Consider the following 13393-nt stretch of genomic DNA (forward strand, 5'->3'; position numbering starts at 1 on the left):
GCGCCTCGGTGAAGCGGCTTTTCCTCATGTCGTCTGCTCCTTCGGGATGAAGCAAACTCTACATTGAACCGAGGGACGTTCCGGGGGGCAGGTCACCCGGAAAGGCTGCAAGCGCAAGTTCGCTGTGGATGCGAACAGGCTCGTGAGTACGATAGGAAACGAAAGTCATCCGGTCTGAAATGGCCTAAGTCCGGGTCCAAGGCATCGCCATCATCTTCTTAGAGCTTGACCTTTGAGTGTAAACGGGGCCCAATCCAAAGAGAGCGTCTACGCAACAATGTCTGATTTCGAAGATAACTAAAGTTACGCTCAACGAGCACTTGATTTTGAATTGGCGGATTCGAAGAGAATATGAACACCGCGTCAAAGCCTAACTTCTCGCTATCCGCCCGACATCTTGGCCCCATTTTTGCTCTCGACGGAGAGTTGACGAAGAATAATCAGAATCTAATTTTTGCTCGTAATGGTACCGGAAAATCTTTCCTGTCACGCGCCTTTAGATATCTCGATCTTCATGGGCAGAAGGTAGACGTTACAGATGCCGCTTTCAATCTCGTATCTGACGAGTCTACCAATGGCTCTGGCTCGTTCGCGTTTTCTCGTGGCACGACGGCAATGGGAACTCTCGAACTCCAGAAGGCGGGAGATGCGGTTACAGCAACGGTCAATGACGCAATCTTCCATGTGTTCTCCGAGGACTTCGTGCAGGACGAGCTGCGGGAGCGCAAATATGAACTGGACGGCGAGATTGAAAACCTGATCGCCGTAGATAGTGCGAACATCAAGCTCGACGACGCAAAGAAGGCGCTGGAAGATTCCAGAGCGAAGGCCTCCAATGCCTATAGTGCGCTAGATAGTAAATTTACCGCCGCGAAAGAACCCGAGCTGCATGGGAAAGCAAGTATCAAAAAACAGTTGAGAGAGTACAAGGCTCTTTCGCTGGAGAAACTTCTTGAGCTTTATGAAAAGAAGCCCGAAGCGCCGGGCCAAACCCTTGCCGACATCATCAAGGACCTCGATAGCCTCAAGGCAATACCTGCAGAACCTGCCTATCCCGGGAAAGTCGAGGCCATTGCAACAGACGATGTTGATCTCGACGCCCTTGCCGTATCGCTTGAGCAGCCGACCTCCCCATCAAGTGTCTCCGAAGCAATCAAGAAGAAGATCGACGCGCACCACGGCTTCTACCAGGAAGGCGCAAAGATGGTCCGAGATGAGCACCGGGCCGAATGTCCCTTCTGTGAACAGGGAATTGCCAACCCAGATCCAAAGGCGTTGATTGACGCCTATATCGAGTACTTTGAAGACGAGGAAGAGAAGCACAAAGCAGAGCTTAGGGAGTTCTTTCGAAAGCTTAGACAAAAAGAAATCAACCTGGACCGGACGGAAACCCAACTTGCTCGACAGAAGTCCCGCTATGACGACCTCAGACGTCACGTGCCCTCCAAAAAGGATACGGAAATCAGTGACGGCGCGGATGCGCTGAAGAAAGCGCGCGATGCGATAGCGGCAATCAAATCAGTGATCGAGCAGAAAGCCGCAGCACTTGGGACGGCAGCTGCGCTTCCTGCCGAGAACATGTTCGCTTGGGTCACGGCGATCAACAAGGTCATTGGGGAGAGCAATGAGGAAGCGGCGGCGCTGACTTCGGCTGTCGGGAAAGCTGATGAAGAGCGCAGGACACTGCAAAGAAAGGCTTGTGCGATGTTTGAGCGCGAATTCGCTTTCGGAAACTGGCCCGAAATAGAAGTCCTTTGCGGACTTCTGGCGGATTCTGTCGTGAAACAGAACGCTGTGAGCGAGCTGGAGAAGGCAAGTCCGTCGGCACAAGCACGGGACCGTGTCGCCGAGACCTTTAAATTTCTCTTAAAGGAATTCTTCGCCGAGAAGTACGTTTTCGACACGACGAGCTTTGCGCTGAAGCGCGGGGAACAGAATATGGTTCGCGGGCCGCATCGAACCTTAAGCGACGGCGAGAAGACAGCAATCGCATTCTGCTATTTCATTGCCTGCGCGCACAAGAAGGTAGCGACTGGGAGCGATTACAGGAAACTGTTTTTTGTCTTTGACGATCCGGTTACCTCGATGTCCTATGATTTTATCTTCGCCATCGCGCAGACGTTAAAAAATCTGAACATCTCCGATCAGGGGGGAATCTCGATCAACCCAGGGAAAATTGCAGGTGACAAGTGCTGGAGGCCAGAATTGCTCTTGCTGACGCATAGTAGCTATTTCTTTAATATTTCGCTTACGAACCGCGTGGTCGATGCTAATGCAGCATTTGCGCTCCACACCGACGGCAAGAGCCACAGTCTTGCGCGCCTTAACAAATACATCGCCCCTTTTCAGGAGCAGCTGATCGACATCCACGATGTGGCGAACGGCAAAGATCCTGACCACAGGACCGCAAACTGTGTCCGTTCAGTGCTGGAGGCAATAGGTCGCTTCTGCAGGCCCGACAAGTCCGACAGTCTGACGGATTTCGTCAAGCATCTTGCGGGCGAGGAGGGCATGACGCTCAAGAGTGTCCTTATAAATTCGTTGTGCCACGGCACCTACTACGACGAGACGCCGCCTCCTGATGATCTAGTGCTCGCCTGCAAAGAAACCTTGGTTGTTGTGGAGCGCTACGCGGTGGGTCAATTGGCGCTGATTAACAAAACGGCCAAGGCATGATGATGTAAAGCTATGGTTCGGTCTGCAAGGCGTGCCGTGCCAACCTCAGCGTTCAAGTCGTTCTTGCTCTAAAATGTTCTAGCCAGTCTTTTCATATGACTTTGACCATGACGCACGCAGAGACAGACGTGCACCATTTTTCCGGTTTGAAAGGAGTGGCTAGGGATTGGGTGGTTCACTTTTCGACCTATGCAATATGAAAAGCAGGTGCGATCACCTCATTCCAGATCTGACCTCCGACACGGCCGCGTGCACCGGCGGAGTTGATATCTTCGAGCGTTCCGTCGGACATGTTTGCTGCAGTAGGGACATATCTGGCGGAAAGTTGGTCAATGACCGTCTGAGTTGCCGGAAACACTTTGCTAAACGCCCGCAAATTGGGCTCCATCTCATAGACGATATTATCTGGCAGTGATCCACGATGCATGATTATTTCTGTTCGAACTCTGGAACTTATTACATCCATAGGTGTCGGTTTTGTCTTTCGGCCGACATCATCTAAGATGATTGACGGAATGTATGGGTAGATCGCGTCGCCTGACCACCGCTGCCTCTTAATAGACGCATCCACAACGAAGAACGGGGGCGCGCAGACCCAGGAGTGCCCAAGCGCAGCACCCTCAAAATCCCGATAGTCAACTGTGTGCAGTCCGCGCCGAATACCTTGGTCTCTCACCTCATAAGTTGAACTGCCGACGATGCCGACAGACCAGACGCCAAGCCGCGCCAGACTTTTGGTCAGAAGCGAACATGCTATCTGGCACGACCCTTCGAGTCTGTCCTCTTCCAGAACGTCGGCGATCAATTGCGTCAATCGCGGAACGGTTTGCCGGACATGGGCATCATAGTCGGCGTCACGGGGTCGCAGCATGACCCAATTGGCATAATCTTCCAACAATGCGGGGTTGCGCTGCTCTGCTGCGATAAATCTCGGATGATCGACAAATTCAAAATCCGAAGTGTCAATGCCTGAATTTTGGAACAGTCGATTGATCTGCTCAAATTGACTTGCCTGTTTTTTCTTTTGCCGCCTGGCCTCGCCCATTCCCAACCCCTTCCCTTAGTTCCTACGCTTCTCCCAGTATCAAGAGTTTCTCGTTTATGTCAGCAGGAGCTCAAACCGTCATGGGTCGTGGCCCCACAAGAATGCTTTGTCGGTTCGATGCGACTTTAGGCTCATTTAGTGCTGGCCAGCCCAAGCCTGCGAAGCTCCTCGGCGCAGAAAGCTATGGTCTCTGGCATTGGAGTAGCACCCCGAAACCCAGTCCATCAACCGAAATAGACTCAGCCCGGCCCTCAAAGGTAAACGGATCGCGAACTGTGCTGTCGCAGCGAATGGCATGATCGACGATTCGCAACGCAGCGACGGCTGTCCGCGGTGAACGACTGATAAGGGCCGGGATTGCCCGCGGCCGGGCAGGGGCGAACGGCAGCTTCGGGCCGATAGCGGCTGCGGCCGGGCAGGGGCCCGAAGGTCCGCAATGGGCCGATAGCGACTGCGGCGGGACAGGGGACCGAAGGTCCGCAATGGGCCGCCACTGCGGACCTCGAGGCCCTGGGCGATGCTGCGCGATGCCATGAAAGTCCGGTAATGAGATGCTGCGTTGCGGCAATGTTGATCGTGTCGAACGTCAGGTTTGGGCCGGGTGCGACGGCCGCCGCTGCCTGTCAGGCGTACGATACACCGCAGCGCAGCATGTCGGCTCCGAGCCCAGATTGTCAACTTTCCGCACCCGCGCGGGTGGCAGACGAGGCCGCGTTGGATCGTCGGATACGATGGTCTGCCCGACCGAGCACATCCTGAAAGCAATGATCTTGTGTGAAGGGAATAACATGCGGACCGCTATTGCGATCCGCATGCGAGAGCGGAATTAGTTCACCGCCTCGGCGGCTTGTGCGATCACCTCGGCCACTTCATCGGGGCTCGTCATCGGCAGCATGTGGCCATTCCCGATCTCGATGACTGTCGAACCGGCTCGCTCTGCCATACGGCGCTGTAGCTCTGGCGAGATGAGAAGATCCTCAGTCGCGACGGTCATCCAACTCGGTTTATCCTGCCACGCTGCAGAAGTAACCTTGTGTGCAAGATTCTCTGCATTGGCCCATGCCTGGGACCTTGCCACAAAGAGTGCGTCTTCTTCTGATAGACCGTTGCCTGCCAAGGCGAGGAACGCGTCATCATCTACCAAAAGAAAGCCATCGTCGGTGATCGACAGCTTGTCAGCCGTGAAATCACTGCCCGCCGAGGCCAGCAGGTCTCCGCCGCTTTCCCCGATATCAGGTTGGAACGCCGTGACATACACGAGGCCTTTTACGTCCGGGTCGATGCCGGCTTCGGTGATGACGACACCCCCATAGGAATGCCCAACCAGCAATACCGGGCCGTCCTGTACGTCCAGGCTCCGTTGGACCGCCGCGACGTCGTCTTCGACGGATGTCATCGGGAGTTGCGTGATGGTGACGTCGTAATCCTGGGCGATCAGCCGGTCGTAGACCCCGCGCCAGGTGCTGCCATCGACGTTTCCGCCATGAACCAGAACAATGTTGTGAACCTCAGCGGCTGCCATGCCTGGCAGCGACATCATGGTGCCGAGTGCCACGCTTCCGGAAAGGAGAAGGGTGCGAAGGTTGGTCATTGTCAGTACCTCTGTAGGTAGTTGAAATCAGTGTCAGAGGAAAGGTAGCCATAGCGGAACCTAATCACTATACTGCTTCGAGTGATACAGCTTATCAGTGAGGCGTATAAATGGATCGTCGCGATCTGCCCGATCTGCAGCTATTTCAGGTCGTAGCCGAGGAAGGGAGCTTTACCCGCGCGGCGCTGCGCTTGGGTCGGGCGCAGTCCGGGATCAGCCAGGCGATCGCCGCCCTGGAACAACGCATTGGAGTGCCCTTGCTGGCGAGGACAACGCGCAACGTGCGCGCGACAGAGGCCGGGCAGCGTCTTTTGAAGTCGTTGAGCCCGGCCCTGCGATTGATCGAGGAAGGGCTGACCGAACTCAAGGAGGCGCGCGGCGGCGTGGTCGGCACTCTACGGCTGACGTCCATTGAATACCCGGCAAGGGCGATCATCATCCCCGCGCTCACAGGATTCATGGAGCAATATCCAAACGTGACCGTGGATCTGCGCATCAGCGACCAGCTGACCGACATCGTCGAAGCCGGGTTCGATGCCGGCATCCGTATGGGCGCACATCTGGAACAGGACATGTCGGCAGTGCCCCTCGGTCCTGACTTGCGTGCGGTGGTCATCGGCTCGCCGGACTACTTCGCCCGACGCGGCGTGCCTAAGCGCTTGGAGGATCTTGCAGACCATGCCTGCCTGAACTATCGGCACGCGAGCCACAGCGACCTGTTCCGATGGTCGTTCAGGCAAGGCGAACGTCGTATTGAGATGGGGGTCAAAGGTCCGCTAATCGCCGACGATGCCCATGTGCTGATTGAGGCCGCACTAGCTGGGCAAGGGTTGATCTACCTGTTCGAGCCCTTCGTCTCGGAGCACCTGGCGTCGGGACGTCTTCAAGCTTGCCTTGAAGAGTTTTGCCCGCTCTGGTCGGGCTATCATCTCTACTACCCCGGCAGGCACCAGAAATCGGCCGCACTCGCGGCGCTGGTCGATTACCTCCAATCCAGAAGGCGACGAAGCGCATGAGTATGCAGGTGTCACGTAATTTCACCACGACTGAATGCGGGTCGTTGCATGTATACATGGAAGGTCTGCAAAGATGCCCTTCCAAGACTTTCTGTGGGGGCGTCACTTACCCCCGGAGGCTACGCAAGTGCGCTATCATCTGTGCTTTTTTCTCGGAAGACTCCGGCGATCATTGCGGTGGCGGCGAAACATACCACGGCATACTTGACGCCCGGACCCGCCATAAGAAATCCGAAAAGCGGTGCGCCGACGCTCTGACCCACGGCGATGGTCAGAAACCCAACCATGAGCCCTGTTGCAGGCCGGTCCGGCAGGGCGTTGGTGCCCCAGACAAGGTAGACCCCCGTCAGCATCACGTAGGCCGCGCCGAAAACGGCACCGCCAACCAGCATGGGTGCGGGGCCAAGTCCGAGGCCGACCGTCAGGATGCTGGCCGCCATCAAGCCTAAGAAGGCCCAGTGATTGCGGTCGAGACCAAACTTTCCGACAAGTGTTCCTGCCAAGGCTCCAACAAGCCCGCCGACACCGATGCAGGTCCAGAGAAGGCCAGTTCCGGTCGTTCCCCAGTCCAGCTGGCTCGCGACGAGCTGGCCGCCGAAGGACCAGAGCGCCGTGCTCGCGGCCCCCATCAGGAAGGATGCCGAGATCAGTCGTAGGACCGGTCCCGTCATCGGGGGCAGACCACCAGAGCGGCCGCTGCCCGAGGCTGCGGGGAGCGCGATGGCGGCTGCGATGGCCAACACCAGTGCCACGGCGGCAAAAGCTCCGAAGGCCAGCCGCCATTGTCCCATGATAGCGAGGGCGATGGGCCCCGACAGCGCAACGCCCGCACTCACGCCGGCATTGATGACCGTGTTCGTCAAGTCCTGCCGGCCTCTTCTGACCGCCGCTGCAACCGCGGCGGCCATAGGCGGCGAGGCAAGGCCCGTGCTCGATCCGGCGACCACCACGGCAATGGCCAGGATCAGTGGCGAAGGCGCGAGCGCGATGCCCGCCATGCCGATTGCCGCAACGAGGGCCGCCCCGACCGCGATTGCGCGCGCGCCGAGCCGTTCGGTCAGGGTGGCCGAGGCGACAATGGCGATGCAGTAGCCGGCGAAAGAGCCACCCGAGATCGCGCCGCCGAGGGACGTTCCGAGACCAAGCTCGCCGTCGATCTGCGGCAGGAACAGGCCGAAGGCGAAGCGGGCAAAACCGTAGCAGACCGCGATGAGGGCGAAGCCTGTCGCGCCGATGCGAAGGGCCGGGCTCATGAGCGCGCCCTCTCCAGCAAGATGGCCGCCGCCGCCTTTGCTGCGGAGACGGTTTGTGCTCCACGATAGACAGCCGCGTGGGTCGCGCCCTCGAAGAGGACCAGCACCTGCTCTGCGAGCACCGGGTCCTCGCATCCCAGATCCGTTGCGACGACCTCGCCGACCCGCCGGTGGAAGGCCTCCTTGTGCGCCGCGACGGCTTCGGCGATCTCCGGCGTGTCGCCACCCGTTTCCGCGCGAGAGCGAAGGAACAGGCAGCCCCGACATCCCTCGACCCGCACCCAGTCTTCGAGCGCTGCAAACAGAGCGTCTACGGTCTGCACCTCCAGCCGGGCCATGAAACGCCGGTCCCGCTGGGTCAGGACACGCGCCATGAGCGCGGCCTTGCTACCGGCGTTCTTGTAGAGCGTGCGGCTCGACATTCCCGCAGCCTCCGTCAACCGGTCCATGCCGGTGGCCATGAAGCCGTGACGGTCGAAGAGCCGCTCGGCGGCGGCGGTGAGTTTGGTGGTCAGGTCCATGGGAACCTCCTCGTGCGTCCATAGACACCAATGTAAAACGATCGTTTTACATTGCAAGCTGGCATGAATGAGGGCAGCTTTGTCCGCACTGCGGACCTCTGGTGTCTGGACGATGCTGCGCGGCCTTGTGAAAATCCGGTTTGGGGAAGCTGCGCTGCAGCGGGGCAAGCTTGGCGAATGTCCGCTGAGGGCCGGATGCAGACCAGTTCGGCCAGAACCGTGGAGGTCCGTTAAGGGCCGGACGCGCCGAGTAGCATCTATGTAAGGTCATCTTGCCCGCCGGAGCGCCGCAGGGCGGCTTCGCGTTTGGTCGCGCCCGAGCCGGAGCGCAGGTCTGGCGCATGTGCGGTCCTGTCGTGTGGAAAGTCACTTTGTCCGGGCTCTTTGGCCCACGATCTCGGCGAGCTCGTCTGCATGGTGCGATCCCCATTCACACAGTTGAACAAGTGCTTGCGCCAAGCTCTGACCGAATGGCGTGAGCGAATACTCCACCCGAGGCGGTATCTCTCCGAGGTCGCGCCGCGCGACGATGCCGTCGGCAATCAGCTCCTTCAGTTGCTGGGCGAGAACCTTGTCGCTGACCCGACCGACCGTACGCCGCAACTCGGCGTAGCGTAAGGTGCCGCGCGCCAGGTGGTAGACTATGAGCGGCTTCCACTTCCCACCCATGACGAAGAGAACCGCATCCAGACCGCAGGTGAATGGGGAGGTCATCTGAGCATCCAATTTGCACTTACCTTTTGGTGCATACTGGTCAAGATGTACCCTGATGGTCAACTAGCCCGTGCCAGTGCGAAAAGGAGACATCATGGGCAAGCTTGATAACAAGATCGCCGTCATCACCGGCGGCAACAGCGGCATCGGCCTGAGTGCGGCGAAGCGGTTCGCGGCCGAAGGGGCGCAGGTCTACATCACCGGGCGCCGGACGAAGGAACTTGACAAGGCCAGCGCCGAGATCGGCGCGAATGTCACGGCCGTACAAGGGGACGTCACGTCCTCCGAGGATCTGGATCACCTCTTCGAGGTCGTCCGAACGCAGCACGGCCGTATCGATATCCTGTTCGCGAATGCGGGGGTCGGGCAACTCGAGCCTTTGGGGAATATCACAGCTGCTGCTTTCGACCAGATCTTCGCGGTGAACGTGAAGGGCACCGTCTTTACCGTGCAGAAGGCGCTGCCGCTGATGAAGGACGGTGCCTCGATCATCCTCACCGGCTCGACAACCGGGATCAAGGGAACGCCGGCTTTCAGCATCTACAGCGCCAGCAAGGCGGCGATCCGTAACTTCGCGCGGAGCTGGGCGCTCGATCTCAAGGGCACCGGTATTCGCGTGAATGTCCTCTCGCCGGGAGCCACGGACACGCCCGGTCTGCAGGGCGTTGCGGAAGCGGTGGGCGGTACAACGATGTACGACGCCCTCCTGGCCCAGACACCGGCAGGCCGGATTGCGGAGCCGGAGGATGTCGCCTCCGTCGCGCTCTTTCTGGCATCAGACGACAGCGCGGTGATGACCGGTAGCGAGGTTTTCGCGGACGGCGGCATGGCGCAGGTCTAACAGACCCTGTGGCGACCCAGACCGCAGATGAAACTCCAAACGGAAGTAGGTCTAGCGGGCCGTTCGGCGTCCTCGCCGAACGGCAGTCTCCGGATCCTGTGCCGCGCTGAGAAAGCTCTTGCGTCGAGATCTCGCCGATGAACGGCGGGGGCGCATGCGGACCGGCTGCGACCAGCAAGATGATGGGCACGGCTGATATCAGGCCGTTTCCCTGCCTCGCAATCATGGCGAACGACCGCTCTAGCGGGCTTCCGAGCAGTTTCCTGCGCCGCGGACCTCGACCCGTTCTGGTCCGGATGCAGACGGGGCCGGCCAGCCTATCTTACGTCCGCTGCTGGCCGGAAGCATCTGGCACCGGGCCGCTCGCCGAATTCCGCTAAGGGCCGGAAGCGGTTGCGGCCAGGCAGGGCGCCAGATGTCCGCTTCGGACTAGACCGATCGGAGTCGGGCGACCTGCCTTCCAGTGAAATCCCTCACCGCGATGTTGAGTCTGCCGCACCTCGAAGAAGCAGACGACATGAGGAAAAGCCGTTTCACGGATGCGCAGGTCATCGAGATGATCAAGGAACAGGCTCGACGCACCGCGTCGACGGGATGGCGACGACGGAGGTCTGTCGCAAGCACGGGCTGAGCCCCGCCACCTTCTACAAGCTGGAGGCCAAGTCGGCGTGATGGAGCTGTCCGACGCCCGGCGGCTGAGGACGTTGGAAGACGATAACGCGACGCTCAGGCGGCTGCTGGCGGAACGATGTTCGACCACGTGGTCCACAAAGACCTGCTGGGAAGGCACTGACGACGTCTAAGGAGCGGCGGGAAGCGGCGCTCTAGGCGATGCGAGATCACGAGGTCTTGCAGCGCCGGGCGTGCCGGCTCGTCGGTGTAGATCGAGTGAGAGCAGGTTGCACCCTTTCTTCAAAATGAAACACTTCTGTCGCTCGCGCTTCATCAAATTCCTCGATCTTGGCAAATGCACACGAGTGCAATGGAAACCCAATATCCGGGGACTGTCATGCCTTCTCAGAATCTCCTTCGCGGCGCTGGGGCGCTGCTACTGTCATGCGCGGCCCTTCCCGTGCTGGCTCAGGACTATACCATCACCGTCTGGGCAGGCGGGACTGGAGACGACTCAAACTACCGCATGGACGCCATCGACATGGCGGCCGACATTCTCGAACGCGAGGCCGCGATCCGCGGAGAAGAGCTCTCGATCACCGTCGAAAGCCAGGCCTGGTCCGGCTGGGACGACTTCAAGCAGGCCTTCAGTCTCGCCTCCGAAGCCGGCAACGCCCCTGACCTGATCGTTTCCGGCCATGAAGACATAGGCCCGTGGTCGGAAGCCGGCCTGATCGTTCCGATTGAGGATTACGTTTACTTCGACACTTGGCCGCTCAGCTCGATCTACCCCAACCTGATCGAGGTCGCCTCGTTCAACGGCCAGATCTGGGGCATCCCGCAAGACGCCGAAGCTCGCGTCATGTTCTGGTCCATCCCCGCCTTGGAAGCCATTGGCTGGAGCGAAGACGAGATCGCCAGCCTGCCTGACCTCATCCTGAATGGCGAGTTCACGCTCTACGACATGCTCGACGCTTTGAAGGCGATGCAGGACGAAGGCGTGCTCGAGCCGGGCATGGCCTTTGGCCCCCGCGTGTCGAACGGCCCCGATTACTGGCAGTTCTACCAGGCCTTCGGCGGCGAGATGGCCGATCCCGAAACCGGCAAGCTGGTGCTCGACACCGAGGCGCTGACCGGCATGTACCAGTTCTTCGTCGATGCCGTCGAAATGGGCGTGGTCTCCTCCACCCATCTCGGCATGGAATGGGACGCCTGGCACCAGAACGCGGCCGCCGGCAGCTACGGCGCCTGGCATGGTGGCACTTGGCACTACGCCCAGTGGACGAACCAGTTCGGCCTCGAGGACTTCTTCGGCACCGTTGAGTATACGCTGATCCCCGCCGGCGACGAGAACGGCCGGGCCAACTCGATCACCCACCCGCTGGTCTACCTGCTCACGGCTGCCGCGCCCGAGGAAGAAGCGGCGATCGCGGCCGAACTGGTGGCCATCGCCTCCGAGCCGCGCATCAACGCGCTGCACGCGGTGAAATCGGCACATCTCGGCATATCCGAAGAAGAGACGCTGGTGCCTCTCTATGCCGAGAACCGCTGGCTGACCGCCGCGTCCGAGCGGCTCGCGCCCCATACGAACGCGATCCCGAACAACCCGGATTTCGGCACTTACTGGACGGCGATGTACGAAGGTCTCGAAGCCTCCTGGACCGGCGTGACCTCTGTCGAGGATGCGGTGGCCGAGGTCGAGGCCAGTGTCACTCAGGCGCTCGGCGACGATGTCATTGTCCGCTGATCGCCCCGCAATCTGGACGGCGCGCCGCTCGCGCCGTCCTCTCCGCCGCCCGGAAACGGCGGGGGCGCCTCGCGTCTCCCGCCTCGGCCTCGCCATGGTGGCGCCCGCGATCCTGCTGCTGATGGCGTTCTTCTTCACACCCGTCGTGCTGACCGGCGTCTTTGCCTTCACCGATATGTCCACCTCCACCGGCATCAGTCGGGGCTGTTACGTCGTCACACCGACGACCCTTCGCCGGCTTGGCGACCGGGGGCTGGGCGCGAACGACGCCGAGGCCATCTCCGCCGCCAGCTACGCCGTTGACGAGGCAGGCCTCGCCGCCGCGCGCGACGCGGGCACTGATGCGGCCTTCCTTGCCGATATCGAGGAGCGGCTCACCGGCGAGACCTTCGAGACCGCGCGCGACTTCGAGCTGGCGCTGAGAGACCTGCCGAATGCGCCGCGCAGCCCCCGTGCGCTGAAGTCGGCCGCTGATCTCTTTGGCCAGTCGCTGCTCAACCACCGCTTCGTGACTCGCGCCGAGCTGGCCGAGGCCCTCGCTGCCCATGCGCCGGGCGTCGCCGAAGAGATGCGCGAGGCGCTGACTGATGACGCCTATACCGGCGCCGTCTTCACCACGGAGAATTTCACCCGCCTCGCCACTCAGCCCGAAACCGGGCGCCTGATCGCCAATACCGCGCTCTATGTCGGCGCCACGCTGTCGCTCTTCAACGTGGGGCTCGGGCTCTTCCTCGCGCTGGTGCTCTTCTACATGCCGAAGCCCGTGACCGGCCTCTTCAGCACCCTCTGGCTCTTGCCCCGCATCACGCCGGTCGTGCTCTACACGATCATGTGGAAGTGGTTCACCTGGGAGGATGGCTTCCTGCCGATCCTCGCCGAGCAGCTGGGCCTGCCCGCGTTCAACTACATGAAGGGCTCGGTCGTCACCGCCTGGATGACGATGATCGCGCTCAACGGCTTCATCGGCGCCTCCTTCGGGCTCATCCTCTTCTCGGGCGCGCTGCGCGCGATACCCGTGCAGCAGCTCTGGGCCTCCGAGGTAGACGGGGCGAACCGGCTGCAACAGATCCGCCGGGTCATCCTGCCGCAGCTGCGCTGGCCGATCCTTTTCGTCACCTCCTACCAGACGCTGTCGTTGCTCTCCTCCTATGAGCACATCTGGCTCACCACGAACGGCGGGCCGGGCAAGACCACGACCGTCTGGGCGCTGGAGGCCTTCAAGACCGCGCTGTCGAACTATTCGGGCAACCTCGAATACGGGCTCGGCGCCGCCATGGCGCTGGTGCTGGTGGTCGTGGGCCTGGTGCTATCCATCCTCTACCTGCGCCTCTTCCGCTTCGGCGACCTCGTCGGCCGCCCCCGGATCGAGTTCTGACC

At 60.3% G+C, this 13393-nt stretch carries 10 protein-coding genes and 1 pseudogene; 6 read left to right on the plus strand and 5 right to left on the minus strand.

Going from position 1 to position 13393, the window contains the following annotated elements; genetic code table 11:
- The first annotated feature begins 351 nt into the window (after positions 1-351).
- Positions 352-2676, plus strand: a complete 2325-nt coding sequence (locus tag DFP88_RS15440) for an AAA family ATPase (RefSeq protein ID WP_110815609.1) — start codon at positions 352-354, stop codon at positions 2674-2676.
- A gap of 187 nt (positions 2677-2863) precedes the next feature.
- Here DFP88_RS15440 and DFP88_RS16920 read toward each other — a convergent pair whose 3' ends face one another.
- Together DFP88_RS16920 and DFP88_RS15445 are read right to left on the minus strand one after the other, a co-directional pair.
- On the minus strand, positions 2864-3721 hold the full coding sequence (locus DFP88_RS16920; RefSeq protein WP_146227530.1) for a hypothetical protein: 858 nt from the start codon (positions 3719-3721) through the stop codon (positions 2864-2866).
- Positions 3722-4547: 826 nt separating this feature from the next.
- Positions 4548-5276, minus strand: coding sequence for an alpha/beta fold hydrolase (locus DFP88_RS15445; RefSeq protein WP_220032352.1), 729 nt, complete (start codon positions 5274-5276; stop codon positions 4548-4550).
- Positions 5277-5422: 146 nt separating this feature from the next.
- On the opposite strand from DFP88_RS15445, the gene DFP88_RS15450 reads away from it, so the two are divergent.
- Complete coding sequence (locus DFP88_RS15450) at positions 5423-6328, plus strand: LysR family transcriptional regulator (protein WP_110815610.1); 906 nt, start codon at positions 5423-5425, stop codon at positions 6326-6328.
- Positions 6329-6447: 119 nt separating this feature from the next.
- Here the strand turns inward: DFP88_RS15450 and DFP88_RS15455 are convergent, their stop codons facing one another.
- From DFP88_RS15455 to DFP88_RS15465, 3 genes are all read right to left on the minus strand, one after another.
- The gene (locus tag DFP88_RS15455; RefSeq protein ID WP_110815611.1) at positions 6448-7581 is read right to left on the minus strand and encodes an MFS transporter; all 1134 of its coding nucleotides are present in this window, start codon (positions 7579-7581) and stop codon (positions 6448-6450) included.
- Entirely contained in the window at positions 7578-8102 is a 525-nt protein-coding gene (locus tag DFP88_RS15460) for a TetR/AcrR family transcriptional regulator (RefSeq protein WP_110815612.1), read from the minus strand. The genes DFP88_RS15455 and DFP88_RS15460 overlap by 4 nt, the downstream gene beginning before the upstream one ends.
- A gap of 366 nt (positions 8103-8468) precedes the next feature.
- Positions 8469-8816, minus strand: a complete 348-nt coding sequence (locus tag DFP88_RS15465; protein ID WP_110815613.1) for a winged helix-turn-helix transcriptional regulator — start codon at positions 8814-8816, stop codon at positions 8469-8471.
- A 94-nt stretch (positions 8817-8910) separates the two neighbouring features.
- On the opposite strand from DFP88_RS15465, the gene DFP88_RS15470 reads away from it, so the two are divergent.
- From DFP88_RS15470 to DFP88_RS15480, 4 genes and pseudogenes are all read left to right on the plus strand, one after another.
- Positions 8911-9657, plus strand: a complete 747-nt coding sequence (locus DFP88_RS15470; protein WP_110815614.1) for an SDR family NAD(P)-dependent oxidoreductase — start codon at positions 8911-8913, stop codon at positions 9655-9657.
- Positions 9658-10174: 517 nt separating this feature from the next.
- A pseudogene (locus tag DFP88_RS17385) lies at positions 10175-10482 on the plus strand (transposase); the annotation flags it as partial.
- Between the two features lie 313 nt (positions 10483-10795).
- Positions 10796-12016 (plus strand): ABC transporter substrate-binding protein, encoded by a 1221-nt coding sequence (locus DFP88_RS15475; protein ID WP_245904849.1) that lies wholly within the window; start codon positions 10796-10798, stop codon positions 12014-12016.
- A 94-nt stretch (positions 12017-12110) separates the two neighbouring features.
- Complete coding sequence (locus DFP88_RS15480; RefSeq protein ID WP_110815616.1) at positions 12111-13391, plus strand: carbohydrate ABC transporter permease; 1281 nt, start codon at positions 12111-12113, stop codon at positions 13389-13391.
- Positions 13392-13393 lie beyond the last annotated feature (2 nt).

It is taken from the genome of Pseudoroseicyclus aestuarii, from assembly GCF_003217255.1.
In the GTDB taxonomy this organism is placed as follows: Bacteria; Pseudomonadota; Alphaproteobacteria; order Rhodobacterales; family Rhodobacteraceae; genus Pseudoroseicyclus; species Pseudoroseicyclus aestuarii.

Bases quoted from the DNA above. Each gene is read 5' to 3' on its own strand.
- DFP88_RS15440 (WP_110815609.1), top strand. From the start codon at position 352: ATGAACACCGCGTCAAAGCCTAACTTCTCGCTATCCGCCCGACATCTT.
- DFP88_RS16920 (WP_146227530.1), bottom strand. From the start codon at position 3,721: ATGGGCGAGGCCAGGCGGCAAAAGAAAAAACAGGCAAGTCAATTTGAG.
- DFP88_RS15450 (WP_110815610.1), top strand. From the start codon at position 5,423: ATGGATCGTCGCGATCTGCCCGATCTGCAGCTATTTCAGGTCGTAGCC.
- DFP88_RS15455 (WP_110815611.1), bottom strand. From the start codon at position 7,581: ATGAGCCCGGCCCTTCGCATCGGCGCGACAGGCTTCGCCCTCATCGCG.
- DFP88_RS15460 (WP_110815612.1), bottom strand. From the start codon at position 8,102: ATGGACCTGACCACCAAACTCACCGCCGCCGCCGAGCGGCTCTTCGAC.
- DFP88_RS15465 (WP_110815613.1), bottom strand. From the start codon at position 8,816: ATGACCTCCCCATTCACCTGCGGTCTGGATGCGGTTCTCTTCGTCATG.
- DFP88_RS15470 (WP_110815614.1), top strand. From the start codon at position 8,911: ATGGGCAAGCTTGATAACAAGATCGCCGTCATCACCGGCGGCAACAGC.
- DFP88_RS15475 (WP_245904849.1), top strand. From the start codon at position 10,796: ATGGACGCCATCGACATGGCGGCCGACATTCTCGAACGCGAGGCCGCG.
- DFP88_RS15480 (WP_110815616.1), top strand. From the start codon at position 12,111: ATGGTGGCGCCCGCGATCCTGCTGCTGATGGCGTTCTTCTTCACACCC.